The following is a 16,978-nucleotide window of genomic DNA, read 5'->3' as shown; positions in this document are numbered from 1 at the left end:
CTATTATCCTCCTAATGAAGTACGAAGCGCCTCTGCAACATTTGCTACTCCGATAACCTCAATCCCTTTTGGTTTTGTCCATCCATCCAGATTTGCCGCGGGTATGATCATGCGTTTAAAACCAAGCTTAGCCGCTTCTTTCACACGCTGTTCAATTCTTGAGACCCGCCGGACTTCTCCGGTTAATCCCACTTCTCCTATAAAACAATCTGCAGGATTTGGAGGTGTGTCTCTAAAGCTTGACGCAATACTGATCGCAATGGCAAGATCAATTGCCGGTTCATCAAGCTTAACGCCGCCGGCCACTTTCAAATAAGCATCCTGATTTTGCAGCAGCAGCCCAACTCTTTTTTCTAACACAGCCATTAACAGTGAAACCCTGTTATGGTCTATTCCCGTTGCCATACGCCGCGGATTGCCAAAGCTTGTTGGCGAGATGAGCGCCTGGATTTCAACGAGAATCGGTCTTGTGCCTTCCATAGAAGCAGTTATGCTCGAGCCTGCCGATCCCGCCGAGCGTTCTTCTAAGAAAATTTCTGAAGGATTCAAAACCTCAGTGAGCCCCTCTTCGCGCATTTCGAAAATGCCCATTTCGTTTGTAGATCCAAAACGGTTTTTTACAGCCCGCAAAATACGGAAAGTATGGTGACGTTCTCCTTCAAAATATAAAACAGTGTCAACCATATGCTCCAGCAGTCTCGGCCCCGCGATGGACCCTTCTTTCGTCACGTGCCCTACGATAAAAATCGGAATGCCTTTTGTTTTTGCAATTTTCATCAGCTCAGCCGTACATTCCCTGACCTGTGACACACTGCCGGGAGCTGATGTGATATCGCTTTGGTAAACCGTTTGAATAGAGTCAACAACGACAAACGCTGGATTCATCTCTTGTATAGCAGACGAAATATACTCCATATCGGTTTCAGATAAAACATGCAGCGACGGATTATTTATGCCGAGACGGTCTGCTCTCAGTTTCGTTTGTTTGACCGATTCTTCTCCCGAAATATACAGCACACTGTTCGATGAATCTGATAATTGAGCGGAAACCTGCAGTAATAACGTTGACTTTCCGATACCGGGATCGCCGCCGATTAGAACGAGTGAACCTTTAACGACGCCCCCGCCGAGCACTCTGTTAAATTCGCCAAGCTGGGTTTTAACCCGGGGTTCTTCTGATGTTTCGATTGATGTAATAGGTGAAGGTTTCTGTACGGTTTGAACAGAATGAGAAAAAGCCGCTCTCCGATTGGCCGGTGCTTTTTTAATCATTTCTTCCACCATTGTATTCCAAGCACCGCATCCCGGACATTTCCCCATCCATTTTGGAGACTCGTAGCCGCAGGATTGGCAGATGAATTTCGATTTTGTTTTAGCCATATATAGTGTAAGACCTCTCCCTTGTTCTATTTCTTGATATGAAAGTGAGGCATACACTTACATGCTGTATGCCTCATTTCCGTCTCTATATTAATTCGTTTTAGCAGTCGTTTTTACGACAAATTCGCCATCTTCTACATCGAGAACAATATGCTGTCCTTTATGAATATTTCCTCTGAGGAGTTCTTCGGATAAACGGTCCTCTACATGCTTTTGGATAGCTCTTCTTAACGGACGGGCACCGTATTCCAGATCAACGCCCTCTTCCGCGACTTTCGCTTTTGCAGCATCTGTCAATTCGATAGAAAGATCCTGTTCTTTCAGGCGTTTCGTTAATTGATCAGACATCAGTGACACGATTTCAGTCAGGTGTTTTTTCTCAAGTGAATGGAAGACGATGATTTCATCGATCCGGTTGATGAACTCCGGTCTGAACGCACGTTTCAGCTCACCCATCACTTTATCTTTCATGTCTTTATGATTCTGCGTCTCATCCTGAACGTTAAAGCCGACATATTTATTGCGTTTCAGCTCACTTGCTCCGACGTTTGACGTCATAATTAAAATGGTATTGCGGAAATCGACTGTACGTCCTTTAGAATCAGTCAACCGTCCGTCTTCAAGAACTTGCAGAAGAATATTGAAAACATCAGGGTGCGCTTTCTCAATCTCATCAAGAAGCACGACAGAGTAAGGTTTTCTTCTGACTTTCTCTGTTAATTGGCCGCCTTCATCGTATCCTACGTATCCCGGAGGTGAACCGACAAGTCTTGAAGTTGAGTGTTTTTCCATGTATTCAGACATATCAATTCTGATCATGGCTTCTTCATCGCCGAAAATGGATTCAGCAAGTGCTCGCGCAAGCTCTGTTTTACCTACACCTGTAGGGCCTAAGAAAATAAATGAGCCGATTGGGCGTTTAGGGTCTTTTAACCCTGCTCTTGCACGTCTGACTGCTTTTGCAACAGCTACAACTGCTTCATCCTGGCCGATGACACGAGAGTGAAGAATGCTTTCCATATTAAGAAGCTTATCTGTTTCAGTTTGGGCGATTTTAGATACAGGCACCCCAGTCCAGCTGGAAACAACCATCGCAATATCATCAACAGTAACCTCTGAGTTTTCCTGTCCTTGCTTCTCTTTCCATGATTTCTTCGTATCCTCTACTTGCTCGCGCAGGCGCTGCTCAGTATCACGCAAGGAAGCTGCTTTTTCAAACTCTTGGCTTTGCACTGCCGCATCCTTCTCTTTACGAACCTCATCAAGCTTCTGTTCAAGCTCTTTTAAGTTAGGCGGCGTTGTAAAGGAGCGCAGTCTCACCTTTGAACCCGCTTCATCGATCAAGTCAATTGCTTTATCCGGAAGGAAACGGTCAGAAATATATCTGTCAGAAAGCTTAACCGCAGCTTCAATGGCATCATCTGTAATTGATACGCGGTGGTGAGCTTCATATCGATCACGCAAGCCTTTTAAAATTTGAATACTTTCATCTGCAGACGGCTGATCAACCTGGATCGGCTGAAAACGGCGTTCCAACGCTGCATCTTTTTCAATATATTTACGGTACTCATCAAGAGTCGTCGCCCCAATACATTGAAGTTCACCGCGAGCAAGCGAAGGTTTTAAAATGTTAGATGCATCAATTGCACCTTCTGCTCCGCCCGCTCCGATTAATGTATGGAGTTCATCGATGAATAGAATGATGTTTCCTGCCTGGCGAATTTCGTCCATGACCTTCTTCAGGCGATCCTCAAATTCTCCGCGGTATTTTGTGCCGGCAACCACTGTTCCCATGTCTAATGTCATCACGCGTTTATCACGTAAGATTTCGGGAACTTCGTTATTGATAATTTGCTGTGCCAAACCTTCTGCAATCGCCGTCTTACCTACACCTGGTTCTCCAATGAGAACAGGATTGTTTTTCGTTCTGCGGCTTAACACTTCGATTACACGCTGGATTTCCTTGCTTCTGCCGATGACAGGATCAAGACTGTCTTCCTTCGCAATAGCAGTTAAGTCTCTTGCCAAGCTGTCAAGCGTAGGCGTATTCGCATTGCTGTTTGTTCCTGCTCCTGATGATCCTGTTTCATTGCTTCCAAGAAGCTGGAGCACTTGCTGTCTTGCTTTATTTAAGCTGACACCGAGGTTATTCAGGACTCTCGCAGCAACACCTTCTCCTTCGCGAATCAGACCAAGAAGAATATGTTCTGTTCCAACATAAGAATGACCAAGTTTTCTTGCCTCATCCATTGAAAGCTCAATGACTTTTTTAGCTCTTGGAGTATAATGAATCGTTTGAGACATTTCCTGTCCGCGCCCGATTAAACTTTCAACTTCTTTTTGAATTTTATCTGAACCAAGTCCAAGCGCTTGAAGAGCTTTAGCAGCAATGCCTTCTCCTTCTCGTACCAGTCCTAATAAAATGTGCTCAGTGCCAATGTTATTATGACCTAAACGAAGTGCTTCTTCCTGTGCAAGCGCCAGTACTTTTTGAGCTCGTTCTGTAAATCTTCCAAACATCATATCGATTCATCCTCCTGTCTTTTCCCATTCATTTCTAAGTGAAGCCGTTCTCTGATGAGAGCCGCCCTTCGAATGTCCCTTTCGTTCGGACGCAAAGCGCCTCCCGAGTACTGCTGTAAAAATCCTGGCTGTGTCAAAATCATTAATTCGTTAAGTATGTTGCTTGAAAGTCCTTTAATAATGCCTAGATCAATGCCTAACCGGACATCTGAAAGGCACTTTGCAGTTTCTTTCGATTCTATCATCCGGCAGTTGGACAAGACCCCGTAAGACCGATACACCTTATCCTCAAGTTCAATTTTAGAGGTTTGATAAAGCGCTTCTCGGGCAGATCGTTCTTGTTCAATCAGCTGGGCAGCAACACTGTTAAGGTCATCAACAATATCCTGCTCTGACTTACCAAGCGTGATCTGATTTGAAATTTGAAAGATATTCCCTACTGCTTCGCTGCCTTCCCCATAAATTCCTCTAACAACTAAGCCTAATTGATTAATTGCCGGTATAATTCGATTTATTTGCCTAGTTAAAACCAGTGCCGGCAGATGCATCATGACTGAAGCCCTTAGACCCGTACCTACATTTGTAGGACAGCTGGTTAAGTATCCTCTTTGTTCATGGAAAGCATAATCAACTTTTTCTTCAATCCAGTCATCGACTTGGTTTGCGGCTTTCATTGCTTCTAACAGCTGAAATCCAGGGAAAAGACACTGAATTCTAATATGATCCTCTTCATTTAACATGACGCTTACTTCCTCATTTTCAGAAAGCAAACAGCCACCAAAAGGAGACTCTGTCAGATTCGGACTGATTAGATGTTTTTCAACAAGTACACGCTTTTCTAAAGGCTGTGCCTCATTCATTCTGATCAAAACGAATTTGCCGATTCCGGGAATATCTTGGTCTGAAAACTGATCTTCAAATTGCTGTATGATGGATGAGGCTTCTTCATTGGAATACCGCGTAGGGAACCGTATATGTTCAAAGTTCCTTGCTAAACGTATGCGGCTGCTGAGTACAATGTCACTTTCAGGTCCTTTCTGCTTCATCCAACTGCTTAGTGCGTCCTGAATAAAATGCTTTAGCGACATTACTCCTGTTCCTCCTCACTATCTGTACTTTTGAGTGATTGTTCTAATGAACGAATTTGATCTCTCACATGAGCTGCGTTTTCAAATTCTTCTTGATGGATTAAGGATTCTAATTCTTTTTTCAGCATGTCAATCTGCCGTCTGACATGAAGATTGCCGCCTATACGTTTCGGTATTTTCCCAGCATGCACAGTGTTTCCGCTGTGCACTTTACGTAAGATAGGTGTAATGTTGCTATGAAATGTTTTATAACATTCAGAACATCCAAAACGGCCGATTTTTCTAAATTGCTGAAAAGTCATTCCGCATTTCGGACAAGCAGATATTTGCTCCGAGTGACTGAACATTTGAGTTCCTGTATTTTGTAATGAAGAATCCATATTCAGCAAACCCGAAAGTAAATTATGAATAGAGAAACCATGATTTGCACTTATACCATATGAATCACTATTTTCTTTGGCACATTGTTCACAAATATGAACTTCTATTTTTTCTCCGTTAACAACCTTTGTAAAGTGAAAAGTGGCTGGTCTCTCGTGGCACTCTTGACAAATCAATCTTTTCACCCGCTTATTTTAATTTTAAAGAAGTCAGCATAGCCTTCATCATTCTCGCTCTTAATTCATCACGCTCAGGCAAGTCAATGTGTAAAACCGAGCGGTCCATCACGCTGACCATCATTTTTGCTTCTCTTTCTGAAATCACCTTGTCTTCTAATAGCCTTAAAATAATGTCATCAGAGGCTGCTTGAGACAAATGGATACCAATTTGAGAAATAATATTATTGATCAGGACAACTTCATTGTTCATTTTAATTTTAATGATTCTGATGTAACCGCCGCCCCCGCGTTTGCTCTCAACAATATATCCTCTTTCGCTTGTAAATCTGGTGTTGATGACATAATTTATTTGGGAAGGAACGCATTGAAATTTATCTGCAATTTCACTTCGTTTAATCTCTAAAATTTCCTTGCCATTTTGATCTAACACTCGTTTTAAATATTGTTCAATGATGTCAGAAATATTATGTCCCACTCAACCCCCTCCTTTACTGACTTTGACTATATTTGACTTTAATCTTACTATAAGGCGTTTCTCGAGAATTTTCAACTTTCTCGCTCTATCCTTTATTATTTCCATTTTCCCAGTCCATAAAACCTGATTGCCGATTTAAAATCCAGTGTAAAGTTATTATATTATACAATTAAATGAAATTTTATGATACCAATAAACCAGAATACAAAAAGGGCAGCTCATATGAGCTGCCCTTTTTTCAATTGCTTGGCGGCGTCCTACTCTCACAGGGGGAAACCCCCGACTACCATCGGCGCTGAAGAGCTTAACTTCCGTGTTCGGTATGGGAACGGGTGTGACCTCTTCGCTATCGCCACCAAACAAATTGAGAGTGTTCTCTCAAAACTAGATAACAGGTGTGACATCATTCAAAATGTGGTTAAGTCCTCGATCGATTAGTATCTGTCAGCTCCATGTGTCGCCACACTTCCACCTCAGACCTATCAACCTGATCATCTTTCAGGGATCTTACTTCCTTGCGGAATGGGAAATCTCATCTTGAGGGGGGCTTCATGCTTAGATGCTTTCAGCACTTATCCCGTCCGCACATAGCTACCCAGCGATGCCCTTGGCAGAACAACTGGTACACCAGCGGTGCGTCCATCCCGGTCCTCTCGTACTAAGGACAGCTCCTCTCAAATTTCCTGCGCCCGCGACGGATAGGGACCGAACTGTCTCACGACGTTCTGAACCCAGCTCGCGTACCGCTTTAATGGGCGAACAGCCCAACCCTTGGGACCGACTACAGCCCCAGGATGCGATGAGCCGACATCGAGGTGCCAAACCTCCCCGTCGATGTGGACTCTTGGGGGAGATAAGCCTGTTATCCCCGGGGTAGCTTTTATCCGTTGAGCGATGGCCCTTCCATGCGGAACCACCGGATCACTAAGCCCGACTTTCGTCCCTGCTCGACTTGTAGGTCTCGCAGTCAAGCTCCCTTGTGCCTTTACACTCTGCGAATGATTTCCAACCATTCTGAGGGAACCTTTGGGCGCCTCCGTTACCTTTTAGGAGGCGACCGCCCCAGTCAAACTGCCCACCTGACACTGTCTCCCCGCCCGATAAGGGCGGCGGGTTAGAAGGTCAATACAGCCAGGGTAGTATCCCACCGATGCCTCCACCGAAGCTGGCGCTCCGGTTTCCAAGGCTCCTACCTATCCTGTACAAGCTGTACCAACATTCAATATCAGGCTGCAGTAAAGCTCCACGGGGTCTTTCCGTCCTGTCGCGGGTAACCTGCATCTTCACAGGTACTATAATTTCACCGAGTCTCTCGTTGAGACAGTGCCCAGATCGTTGCGCCTTTCGTGCGGGTCGGAACTTACCCGACAAGGAATTTCGCTACCTTAGGACCGTTATAGTTACGGCCGCCGTTTACTGGGGCTTCAATTCGCACCTTCGCTTACGCTAAGCGCTCCTCTTAACCTTCCAGCACCGGGCAGGCGTCAGCCCCTATACTTCGCCTTACGGCTTCGCAGAGACCTGTGTTTTTGCTAAACAGTCGCCTGGGCCTATTCACTGCGGCTCTCTCGGGCTTGCACCCTAACAGAGCACCCCTTCTCCCGAAGTTACGGGGTCATTTTGCCGAGTTCCTTAACGAGAGTTCTCTCGATCACCTTAGGATTCTCTCCTCGCCTACCTGTGTCGGTTTGCGGTACGGGCACCTCTCACCTCGCTAGAGGCTTTTCTTGGCAGTGTGGAATCAGGAACTTCGCTACTATATTTCGCTCGCCATCACAGCTCAGCCTTATGGGAAACGGATTTGCCTATTTCCCAGCCTAACTGCTTGGACGCGGATATCCAATACCGCGCTTACCCTATCCTCCTGCGTCCCCCCATTGCTCAAATGGTGAGGAGGTGGTACAGGAATATCAACCTGTTGTCCATCGCCTACGCCTTTCGGCCTCGGCTTAGGTCCCGACTAACCCTGAGCGGACGAGCCTTCCTCAGGAAACCTTAGGCATTCGGTGGAGGGGATTCTCACCCCTCTTTCGCTACTCATACCGGCATTCTCACTTCTAAGCGCTCCACCAGTCCTTCCGGTCTGGCTTCACAGCCCTTAGAACGCTCTCCTACCACTGTTCGAAGAACAGTCCGCAGCTTCGGTGATACGTTTAGCCCCGGTACATTTTCGGCGCAGAGTCACTCGACCAGTGAGCTATTACGCACTCTTTAAATGGTGGCTGCTTCTAAGCCAACATCCTGGTTGTCTAAGCAACTCCACATCCTTTTCCACTTAACGTATACTTTGGGACCTTAGCTGGCGGTCTGGGCTGTTTCCCTTTCGACTACGGATCTTATCACTCGCAGTCTGACTCCCAAGGATAAGTCATTGGCATTCGGAGTTTGACTGAATTCGGTAACCCGGTAGGGGCCCCTAGTCCAATCAGTGCTCTACCTCCAAGACTCTTACCTTGAGGCTAGCCCTAAAGCTATTTCGGAGAGAACCAGCTATCTCCAGGTTCGATTGGCATTTCACCCCTACCCACACCTCATCCCCGCACTTTTCAACGTGCGTGGGTTCGGGCCTCCATTCAGTGTTACCTGAACTTCACCCTGGACATGGGTAGATCACCTGGTTTCGGGTCTACGACCACGTACTCATGCGCCCTATTCAGACTCGCTTTCGCTGCGGCTCCGCATCTTCTGCTTAACCTTGCACGGGATCGTAACTCGCCGGTTCATTCTACAAAAGGCACGCCATCACCCGTTAACGGGCTCTGACTACTTGTAGGCACACGGTTTCAGGATCTCTTTCACTCCCCTTCCGGGGTGCTTTTCACCTTTCCCTCACGGTACTGGTTCACTATCGGTCACTAGGGAGTATTTAGCCTTGGGAGATGGTCCTCCCGGATTCCGACGGAATTTCACGTGTTCCGCCGTACTCAGGATCCACTCAGGAGAGAACGAAGTTTTGACTACAGGGCTGTTACCTCCTATGGCGGGCCTTTCCAGACCTCTTCATCTACCTCGTTCTTTTGTAACTCCGTACAGAGTGTCCTACAACCCCAAGAGGCAAGCCTCTTGGTTTGGGCTAATCCCGTTTCGCTCGCCGCTACTCAGGGAATCGCATTTGCTTTCTCTTCCTCCGGGTACTTAGATGTTTCAGTTCCCCGGGTCTGCCTTCTCATATCCTATGAATTCAGATATGGATACCACTCCATTACGAGTGGTGGGTTTCCCCATTCGGAAATCTCCGGATCAAAGCTTGCTTACAGCTCCCCGAAGCATATCGGTGTTCGTCCCGTCCTTCATCGGCTCCTAGTGCCAAGGCATCCACCGTGCGCCCTTTCTAACTTAACCGTTAAAAAGAATCACTACGTGATATCTTGTCTTACTAATTGAATGTGATGTCTACTGTTATCTAGTTTTCAAAGAACACGTTTCGAAGGAATGATCCTTCAAAACTAAACAAGACAGGGAACGTTCTGTTTATAAGACCCAAGGTCTTATATTCCGTAAATATCCTTAGAAAGGAGGTGATCCAGCCGCACCTTCCGATACGGCTACCTTGTTACGACTTCACCCCAATCATCTGTCCCACCTTCGGCGGCTGGCTCCTAAAAGGTTACCTCACCGACTTCGGGTGTTACAAACTCTCGTGGTGTGACGGGCGGTGTGTACAAGGCCCGGGAACGTATTCACCGCGGCATGCTGATCCGCGATTACTAGCGATTCCAGCTTCACGCAGTCGAGTTGCAGACTGCGATCCGAACTGAGAACAGATTTGTGGGATTGGCTTAACCTCGCGGTTTCGCTGCCCTTTGTTCTGTCCATTGTAGCACGTGTGTAGCCCAGGTCATAAGGGGCATGATGATTTGACGTCATCCCCACCTTCCTCCGGTTTGTCACCGGCAGTCACCTTAGAGTGCCCAACTGAATGCTGGCAACTAAGATCAAGGGTTGCGCTCGTTGCGGGACTTAACCCAACATCTCACGACACGAGCTGACGACAACCATGCACCACCTGTCACTCTGCCCCCGAAGGGGACGTCCTATCTCTAGGATTGTCAGAGGATGTCAAGACCTGGTAAGGTTCTTCGCGTTGCTTCGAATTAAACCACATGCTCCACCGCTTGTGCGGGCCCCCGTCAATTCCTTTGAGTTTCAGTCTTGCGACCGTACTCCCCAGGCGGAGTGCTTAATGCGTTAGCTGCAGCACTAAGGGGCGGAAACCCCCTAACACTTAGCACTCATCGTTTACGGCGTGGACTACCAGGGTATCTAATCCTGTTCGCTCCCCACGCTTTCGCTCCTCAGCGTCAGTTACAGACCAGAGAGTCGCCTTCGCCACTGGTGTTCCTCCACATCTCTACGCATTTCACCGCTACACGTGGAATTCCACTCTCCTCTTCTGCACTCAAGTTCCCCAGTTTCCAATGACCCTCCCCGGTTGAGCCGGGGGCTTTCACATCAGACTTAAGAAACCGCCTGCGAGCCCTTTACGCCCAATAATTCCGGACAACGCTTGCCACCTACGTATTACCGCGGCTGCTGGCACGTAGTTAGCCGTGGCTTTCTGGTTAGGTACCGTCAAGGTACCGCCCTATTCGAACGGTACTTGTTCTTCCCTAACAACAGAGCTTTACGATCCGAAAACCTTCATCACTCACGCGGCGTTGCTCCGTCAGACTTTCGTCCATTGCGGAAGATTCCCTACTGCTGCCTCCCGTAGGAGTCTGGGCCGTGTCTCAGTCCCAGTGTGGCCGATCACCCTCTCAGGTCGGCTACGCATCGTTGCCTTGGTGAGCCGTTACCTCACCAACTAGCTAATGCGCCGCGGGTCCATCTGTAAGTGGTAGCCGAAGCCACCTTTTATGTTTGAACCATGCGGTTCAAACAAGCATCCGGTATTAGCCCCGGTTTCCCGGAGTTATCCCAGTCTTACAGGCAGGTTACCCACGTGTTACTCACCCGTCCGCCGCTAACATCAGGGAGCAAGCTCCCATCTGTCCGCTCGACTTGCATGTATTAGGCACGCCGCCAGCGTTCGTCCTGAGCCAGGATCAAACTCTCCGATAAAGTAGTTTGACTGACTACGCACATCGCTGTGCGATTTATTTAAAAAATGAATTAACAGGTACGTTTTGTCTTGTTTAGTTTTCAAAGATCATTTCGTTTGTTCGCTTTGTTAAAGCAACTTTATTAGTATACAACGCTGCTTCTTCAAAGTCAACAACTTTTTTGAAAAACTTTTGGTGGAGCCTAGCGGGATCGAACCGCTGACCTCCTGCGTGCAAAGCAGGCGCTCTCCCATCTGAGCTAAGGCCCCATTAAAATGGTCGGGAAGACAGGATTCGAACCTGCGACCCCATGGTCCCAAACCATGTGCTCTACCAAGCTGAGCTACTTCCCGATTTCCTATCTATTCTATTAGAATAATGGCGCGCCCGAGAGGAGTCGAACCCCTAACCTTTTGATCCGTAGTCAAACGCTCTATCCAATTGAGCTACGGGCGCAAAACTTAATGCCGAGGGCCGGACTTGAACCGGCACGGTAGTCACCTACCGCAGGATTTTAAGTCCTGTGTGTCTGCCAATTCCACCACCCCGGCGTGGATGGCATAGTTGGAGCGGAAGACGGGATTCGAACCCGCGACCCCCACCTTGGCAAGGTGGTGTTCTACCACTGAACTACTTCCGCAGACAGGATGTCCAGTTTTTATAACTGTTATCCTATATAATGCGGGTGAAGGGACTTGAACCCCCACGTCATAAAGACACTAGATCCTAAGTCTAGCGCGTCTGCCAATTCCGCCACACCCGCGTAAAAATGGTGAGCCATGAAGGACTCGAACCTTCGACCCTCTGATTAAAAGTCAGATGCTCTACCAACTGAGCTAATGGCTCTTCTTACAAGAGACTTGAATATTATATCATATAAAAGTGGTGCCGGCAAGAGGACTTGAACCCCCAACCTACTGATTACAAGTCAGTTGCTCTACCAATTGAGCTACACCGGCAAAATGGTGGAGGATGACGGGCTCGAACCGCCGACCCTCTGCTTGTAAGGCAGATGCTCTCCCAGCTGAGCTAATCCTCCATAATTGCACTAACGTGCAATTGCTTGGCGGCGTCCTACTCTCACAGGGGGAAACCCCCGACTACCATCGGCGCTGAAGAGCTTAACTTCCGTGTTCGGTATGGGAACGGGTGTGACCTCTTCGCTATCGCCACCAAACAAATTGAGAGTGTTCTCTCAAAACTAGATAACAGGTGTGACATCATTCAAAATGTGGTTAAGTCCTCGATCGATTAGTATCTGTCAGCTCCATGTGTCGCCACACTTCCACCTCAGACCTATCAACCTGATCATCTTTCAGGGATCTTACTTCCTTGCGGAATGGGAAATCTCATCTTGAGGGGGGCTTCATGCTTAGATGCTTTCAGCACTTATCCCGTCCGCACATAGCTACCCAGCGATGCCCTTGGCAGAACAACTGGTACACCAGCGGTGCGTCCATCCCGGTCCTCTCGTACTAAGGACAGCTCCTCTCAAATTTCCTGCGCCCGCGACGGATAGGGACCGAACTGTCTCACGACGTTCTGAACCCAGCTCGCGTACCGCTTTAATGGGCGAACAGCCCAACCCTTGGGACCGACTACAGCCCCAGGATGCGATGAGCCGACATCGAGGTGCCAAACCTCCCCGTCGATGTGGACTCTTGGGGGAGATAAGCCTGTTATCCCCGGGGTAGCTTTTATCCGTTGAGCGATGGCCCTTCCATGCGGAACCACCGGATCACTAAGCCCGACTTTCGTCCCTGCTCGACTTGTAGGTCTCGCAGTCAAGCTCCCTTGTGCCTTTACACTCTGCGAATGATTTCCAACCATTCTGAGGGAACCTTTGGGCGCCTCCGTTACCTTTTAGGAGGCGACCGCCCCAGTCAAACTGCCCACCTGACACTGTCTCCCCGCCCGATAAGGGCGGCGGGTTAGAAGGTCAATACAGCCAGGGTAGTATCCCACCGATGCCTCCACCGAAGCTGGCGCTCCGGTTTCCAAGGCTCCTACCTATCCTGTACAAGCTGTACCAACATTCAATATCAGGCTGCAGTAAAGCTCCACGGGGTCTTTCCGTCCTGTCGCGGGTAACCTGCATCTTCACAGGTACTATAATTTCACCGAGTCTCTCGTTGAGACAGTGCCCAGATCGTTGCGCCTTTCGTGCGGGTCGGAACTTACCCGACAAGGAATTTCGCTACCTTAGGACCGTTATAGTTACGGCCGCCGTTTACTGGGGCTTCAATTCGCACCTTCGCTTACGCTAAGCGCTCCTCTTAACCTTCCAGCACCGGGCAGGCGTCAGCCCCTATACTTCGCCTTACGGCTTCGCAGAGACCTGTGTTTTTGCTAAACAGTCGCCTGGGCCTATTCACTGCGGCTCTCTCGGGCTTGCACCCTAACAGAGCACCCCTTCTCCCGAAGTTACGGGGTCATTTTGCCGAGTTCCTTAACGAGAGTTCTCTCGATCACCTTAGGATTCTCTCCTCGCCTACCTGTGTCGGTTTGCGGTACGGGCACCTCTCACCTCGCTAGAGGCTTTTCTTGGCAGTGTGGAATCAGGAACTTCGCTACTATATTTCGCTCGCCATCACAGCTCAGCCTTATGGGAAACGGATTTGCCTATTTCCCAGCCTAACTGCTTGGACGCGGATATCCAATACCGCGCTTACCCTATCCTCCTGCGTCCCCCCATTGCTCAAATGGTGAGGAGGTGGTACAGGAATATCAACCTGTTGTCCATCGCCTACGCCTTTCGGCCTCGGCTTAGGTCCCGACTAACCCTGAGCGGACGAGCCTTCCTCAGGAAACCTTAGGCATTCGGTGGAGGGGATTCTCACCCCTCTTTCGCTACTCATACCGGCATTCTCACTTCTAAGCGCTCCACCAGTCCTTCCGGTCTGGCTTCACAGCCCTTAGAACGCTCTCCTACCACTGTTCGAAGAACAGTCCGCAGCTTCGGTGATACGTTTAGCCCCGGTACATTTTCGGCGCAGAGTCACTCGACCAGTGAGCTATTACGCACTCTTTAAATGGTGGCTGCTTCTAAGCCAACATCCTGGTTGTCTAAGCAACTCCACATCCTTTTCCACTTAACGTATACTTTGGGACCTTAGCTGGCGGTCTGGGCTGTTTCCCTTTCGACTACGGATCTTATCACTCGCAGTCTGACTCCCAAGGATAAGTCATTGGCATTCGGAGTTTGACTGAATTCGGTAACCCGGTAGGGGCCCCTAGTCCAATCAGTGCTCTACCTCCAAGACTCTTACCTTGAGGCTAGCCCTAAAGCTATTTCGGAGAGAACCAGCTATCTCCAGGTTCGATTGGCATTTCACCCCTACCCACACCTCATCCCCGCACTTTTCAACGTGCGTGGGTTCGGGCCTCCATTCAGTGTTACCTGAACTTCACCCTGGACATGGGTAGATCACCTGGTTTCGGGTCTACGACCACGTACTCATGCGCCCTATTCAGACTCGCTTTCGCTGCGGCTCCGCATCTTCTGCTTAACCTTGCACGGGATCGTAACTCGCCGGTTCATTCTACAAAAGGCACGCCATCACCCGTTAACGGGCTCTGACTACTTGTAGGCACACGGTTTCAGGATCTCTTTCACTCCCCTTCCGGGGTGCTTTTCACCTTTCCCTCACGGTACTGGTTCACTATCGGTCACTAGGGAGTATTTAGCCTTGGGAGATGGTCCTCCCGGATTCCGACGGAATTTCACGTGTTCCGCCGTACTCAGGATCCACTCAGGAGAGAACGAAGTTTTGACTACAGGGCTGTTACCTCCTATGGCGGGCCTTTCCAGACCTCTTCATCTACCTCGTTCTTTTGTAACTCCGTACAGAGTGTCCTACAACCCCAAGAGGCAAGCCTCTTGGTTTGGGCTAATCCCGTTTCGCTCGCCGCTACTCAGGGAATCGCATTTGCTTTCTCTTCCTCCGGGTACTTAGATGTTTCAGTTCCCCGGGTCTGCCTTCTCATATCCTATGAATTCAGATATGGATACCACTCCATTACGAGTGGTGGGTTTCCCCATTCGGAAATCTCCGGATCAAAGCTTGCTTACAGCTCCCCGAAGCATATCGGTGTTCGTCCCGTCCTTCATCGGCTCCTAGTGCCAAGGCATCCACCGTGCGCCCTTTCTAACTTAACCGTTAAAAAGAATCACTACGTGATATCTTGTCTTACTAATTGAATGTGATGTCTACTGTTATCTAGTTTTCAAAGAACACGTTTCGAAGGAATGATCCTTCAAAACTAAACAAGACAGGGAACGTTCTGTTTATAAGACCCAAGGTCTTATATTCCGTAAATATCCTTAGAAAGGAGGTGATCCAGCCGCACCTTCCGATACGGCTACCTTGTTACGACTTCACCCCAATCATCTGTCCCACCTTCGGCGGCTGGCTCCTAAAAGGTTACCTCACCGACTTCGGGTGTTACAAACTCTCGTGGTGTGACGGGCGGTGTGTACAAGGCCCGGGAACGTATTCACCGCGGCATGCTGATCCGCGATTACTAGCGATTCCAGCTTCACGCAGTCGAGTTGCAGACTGCGATCCGAACTGAGAACAGATTTGTGGGATTGGCTTAACCTCGCGGTTTCGCTGCCCTTTGTTCTGTCCATTGTAGCACGTGTGTAGCCCAGGTCATAAGGGGCATGATGATTTGACGTCATCCCCACCTTCCTCCGGTTTGTCACCGGCAGTCACCTTAGAGTGCCCAACTGAATGCTGGCAACTAAGATCAAGGGTTGCGCTCGTTGCGGGACTTAACCCAACATCTCACGACACGAGCTGACGACAACCATGCACCACCTGTCACTCTGCCCCCGAAGGGGACGTCCTATCTCTAGGATTGTCAGAGGATGTCAAGACCTGGTAAGGTTCTTCGCGTTGCTTCGAATTAAACCACATGCTCCACCGCTTGTGCGGGCCCCCGTCAATTCCTTTGAGTTTCAGTCTTGCGACCGTACTCCCCAGGCGGAGTGCTTAATGCGTTAGCTGCAGCACTAAGGGGCGGAAACCCCCTAACACTTAGCACTCATCGTTTACGGCGTGGACTACCAGGGTATCTAATCCTGTTCGCTCCCCACGCTTTCGCTCCTCAGCGTCAGTTACAGACCAGAGAGTCGCCTTCGCCACTGGTGTTCCTCCACATCTCTACGCATTTCACCGCTACACGTGGAATTCCACTCTCCTCTTCTGCACTCAAGTTCCCCAGTTTCCAATGACCCTCCCCGGTTGAGCCGGGGGCTTTCACATCAGACTTAAGAAACCGCCTGCGAGCCCTTTACGCCCAATAATTCCGGACAACGCTTGCCACCTACGTATTACCGCGGCTGCTGGCACGTAGTTAGCCGTGGCTTTCTGGTTAGGTACCGTCAAGGTACCGCCCTATTCGAACGGTACTTGTTCTTCCCTAACAACAGAGCTTTACGATCCGAAAACCTTCATCACTCACGCGGCGTTGCTCCGTCAGACTTTCGTCCATTGCGGAAGATTCCCTACTGCTGCCTCCCGTAGGAGTCTGGGCCGTGTCTCAGTCCCAGTGTGGCCGATCACCCTCTCAGGTCGGCTACGCATCGTTGCCTTGGTGAGCCGTTACCTCACCAACTAACTAATGCGCCGCGGGTCCATCTGTAAGTGGTAGCCGAAGCCACCTTTTATGTTTGAACCATGCGGTTCAAACAAGCATCCGGTATTAGCCCCGGTTTCCCGGAGTTATCCCAGTCTTACAGGCAGGTTACCCACGTGTTACTCACCCGTCCGCCGCTAACATCAGGGAGCAAGCTCCCATCTGTCCGCTCGACTTGCATGTATTAGGCACGCCGCCAGCGTTCGTCCTGAGCCAGGATCAAACTCTCCGATAAAGTAGTTTGACTGACTACGCACATCACTGTGC

5 protein-coding genes, 9 tRNA genes and 6 rRNA genes are annotated in these 16,978 nt (G+C 49.0%); all 20 read right to left on the bottom strand.

Going from position 1 to position 16,978, the window contains the following annotated elements:
• Window positions 1–3: 3 nt before the first annotated feature.
• Window positions 4–1,380, bottom strand: a complete 1,377-nt coding sequence (radA, locus tag M1M80_RS00580) for a DNA repair protein RadA (RefSeq protein ID WP_003242044.1) — start codon at window positions 1,378–1,380, stop codon at window positions 4–6.
• Between the two features lie 90 nt (window positions 1,381–1,470).
• Complete coding sequence (gene clpC / locus M1M80_RS00575; RefSeq protein ID WP_060397789.1) at window positions 1,471–3,903, bottom strand: ATP-dependent protease ATP-binding subunit ClpC; 2,433 nt, start codon at window positions 3,901–3,903, stop codon at window positions 1,471–1,473.
• Window positions 3,900–4,991, bottom strand: a complete 1,092-nt coding sequence (gene mcsB, locus M1M80_RS00570; RefSeq protein WP_060397788.1) for a protein-arginine kinase McsB — start codon at window positions 4,989–4,991, stop codon at window positions 3,900–3,902. Before mcsB ends, clpC begins: the two co-directional genes overlap by 4 nt.
• Window positions 4,991–5,548 carry a protein-arginine kinase activator protein McsA gene (mcsA, locus tag M1M80_RS00565; protein ID WP_060397787.1) on the bottom strand — a complete coding sequence of 186 codons (558 nt, stop codon included), beginning with the start codon at window positions 5,546–5,548 and terminating at the stop codon, window positions 4,991–4,993. The genes mcsB and mcsA overlap by 1 nt, the downstream gene beginning before the upstream one ends.
• A gap of 13 nt (window positions 5,549–5,561) precedes the next feature.
• Window positions 5,562–6,026, bottom strand: coding sequence for a transcriptional regulator CtsR (gene ctsR / locus M1M80_RS00560; RefSeq protein WP_003242054.1), 465 nt, complete (start codon window positions 6,024–6,026; stop codon window positions 5,562–5,564).
• 244 nt (window positions 6,027–6,270) lie between these two features.
• Window positions 6,271–6,386: ribosomal RNA gene (rrf, locus tag M1M80_RS00555) — 5S ribosomal RNA — on the bottom strand.
• 54 nt (window positions 6,387–6,440) lie between these two features.
• Window positions 6,441–9,368 (bottom strand): 23S ribosomal RNA (locus M1M80_RS00550).
• Window positions 9,369–9,537: 169 nt separating this feature from the next.
• Window positions 9,538–11,087, bottom strand: a 16S ribosomal RNA gene (locus tag M1M80_RS00545).
• Window positions 11,088–11,261: 174 nt separating this feature from the next.
• Window positions 11,262–11,337: transfer RNA gene (locus M1M80_RS00540), tRNA-Ala, on the bottom strand.
• Window positions 11,338–11,344: 7 nt separating this feature from the next.
• Window positions 11,345–11,421: transfer RNA gene (locus M1M80_RS00535), tRNA-Pro, on the bottom strand.
• A 26-nt stretch (window positions 11,422–11,447) separates the two neighbouring features.
• Window positions 11,448–11,524, bottom strand: a tRNA-Arg gene (locus M1M80_RS00530).
• A 9-nt stretch (window positions 11,525–11,533) separates the two neighbouring features.
• Window positions 11,534–11,619 (bottom strand) — tRNA-Leu (locus M1M80_RS00525).
• A gap of 14 nt (window positions 11,620–11,633) precedes the next feature.
• A tRNA-Gly gene (locus M1M80_RS00520) sits at window positions 11,634–11,708 on the bottom strand.
• A gap of 40 nt (window positions 11,709–11,748) precedes the next feature.
• Window positions 11,749–11,831: transfer RNA gene (locus tag M1M80_RS00515), tRNA-Leu, on the bottom strand.
• A gap of 7 nt (window positions 11,832–11,838) precedes the next feature.
• Window positions 11,839–11,914, bottom strand: a tRNA-Lys gene (locus M1M80_RS00510).
• A 37-nt stretch (window positions 11,915–11,951) separates the two neighbouring features.
• A tRNA-Thr gene (locus M1M80_RS00505) sits at window positions 11,952–12,027 on the bottom strand.
• 4 nt (window positions 12,028–12,031) lie between these two features.
• Window positions 12,032–12,107, bottom strand: a tRNA-Val gene (locus tag M1M80_RS00500).
• A 22-nt stretch (window positions 12,108–12,129) separates the two neighbouring features.
• Window positions 12,130–12,245: ribosomal RNA gene (gene rrf / locus M1M80_RS00495) — 5S ribosomal RNA — on the bottom strand.
• Between the two features lie 54 nt (window positions 12,246–12,299).
• Window positions 12,300–15,227, bottom strand: a 23S ribosomal RNA gene (locus tag M1M80_RS00490).
• A 169-nt stretch (window positions 15,228–15,396) separates the two neighbouring features.
• Window positions 15,397–16,946, bottom strand: a 16S ribosomal RNA gene (locus M1M80_RS00485).
• The 16S, 23S and 5S rRNA genes sit together here with 9 tRNA genes alongside, the layout of an rRNA operon.
• Between the last annotated feature and the right edge of the window lie 32 nt (window positions 16,947–16,978).

The organism is Bacillus inaquosorum (assembly GCF_023238325.1).
Lineage (GTDB): Bacteria > Bacillota > Bacilli > Bacillales > Bacillaceae > Bacillus > Bacillus inaquosorum.
This window is presented reverse-complemented; position numbering and strand designations above follow the sequence as displayed.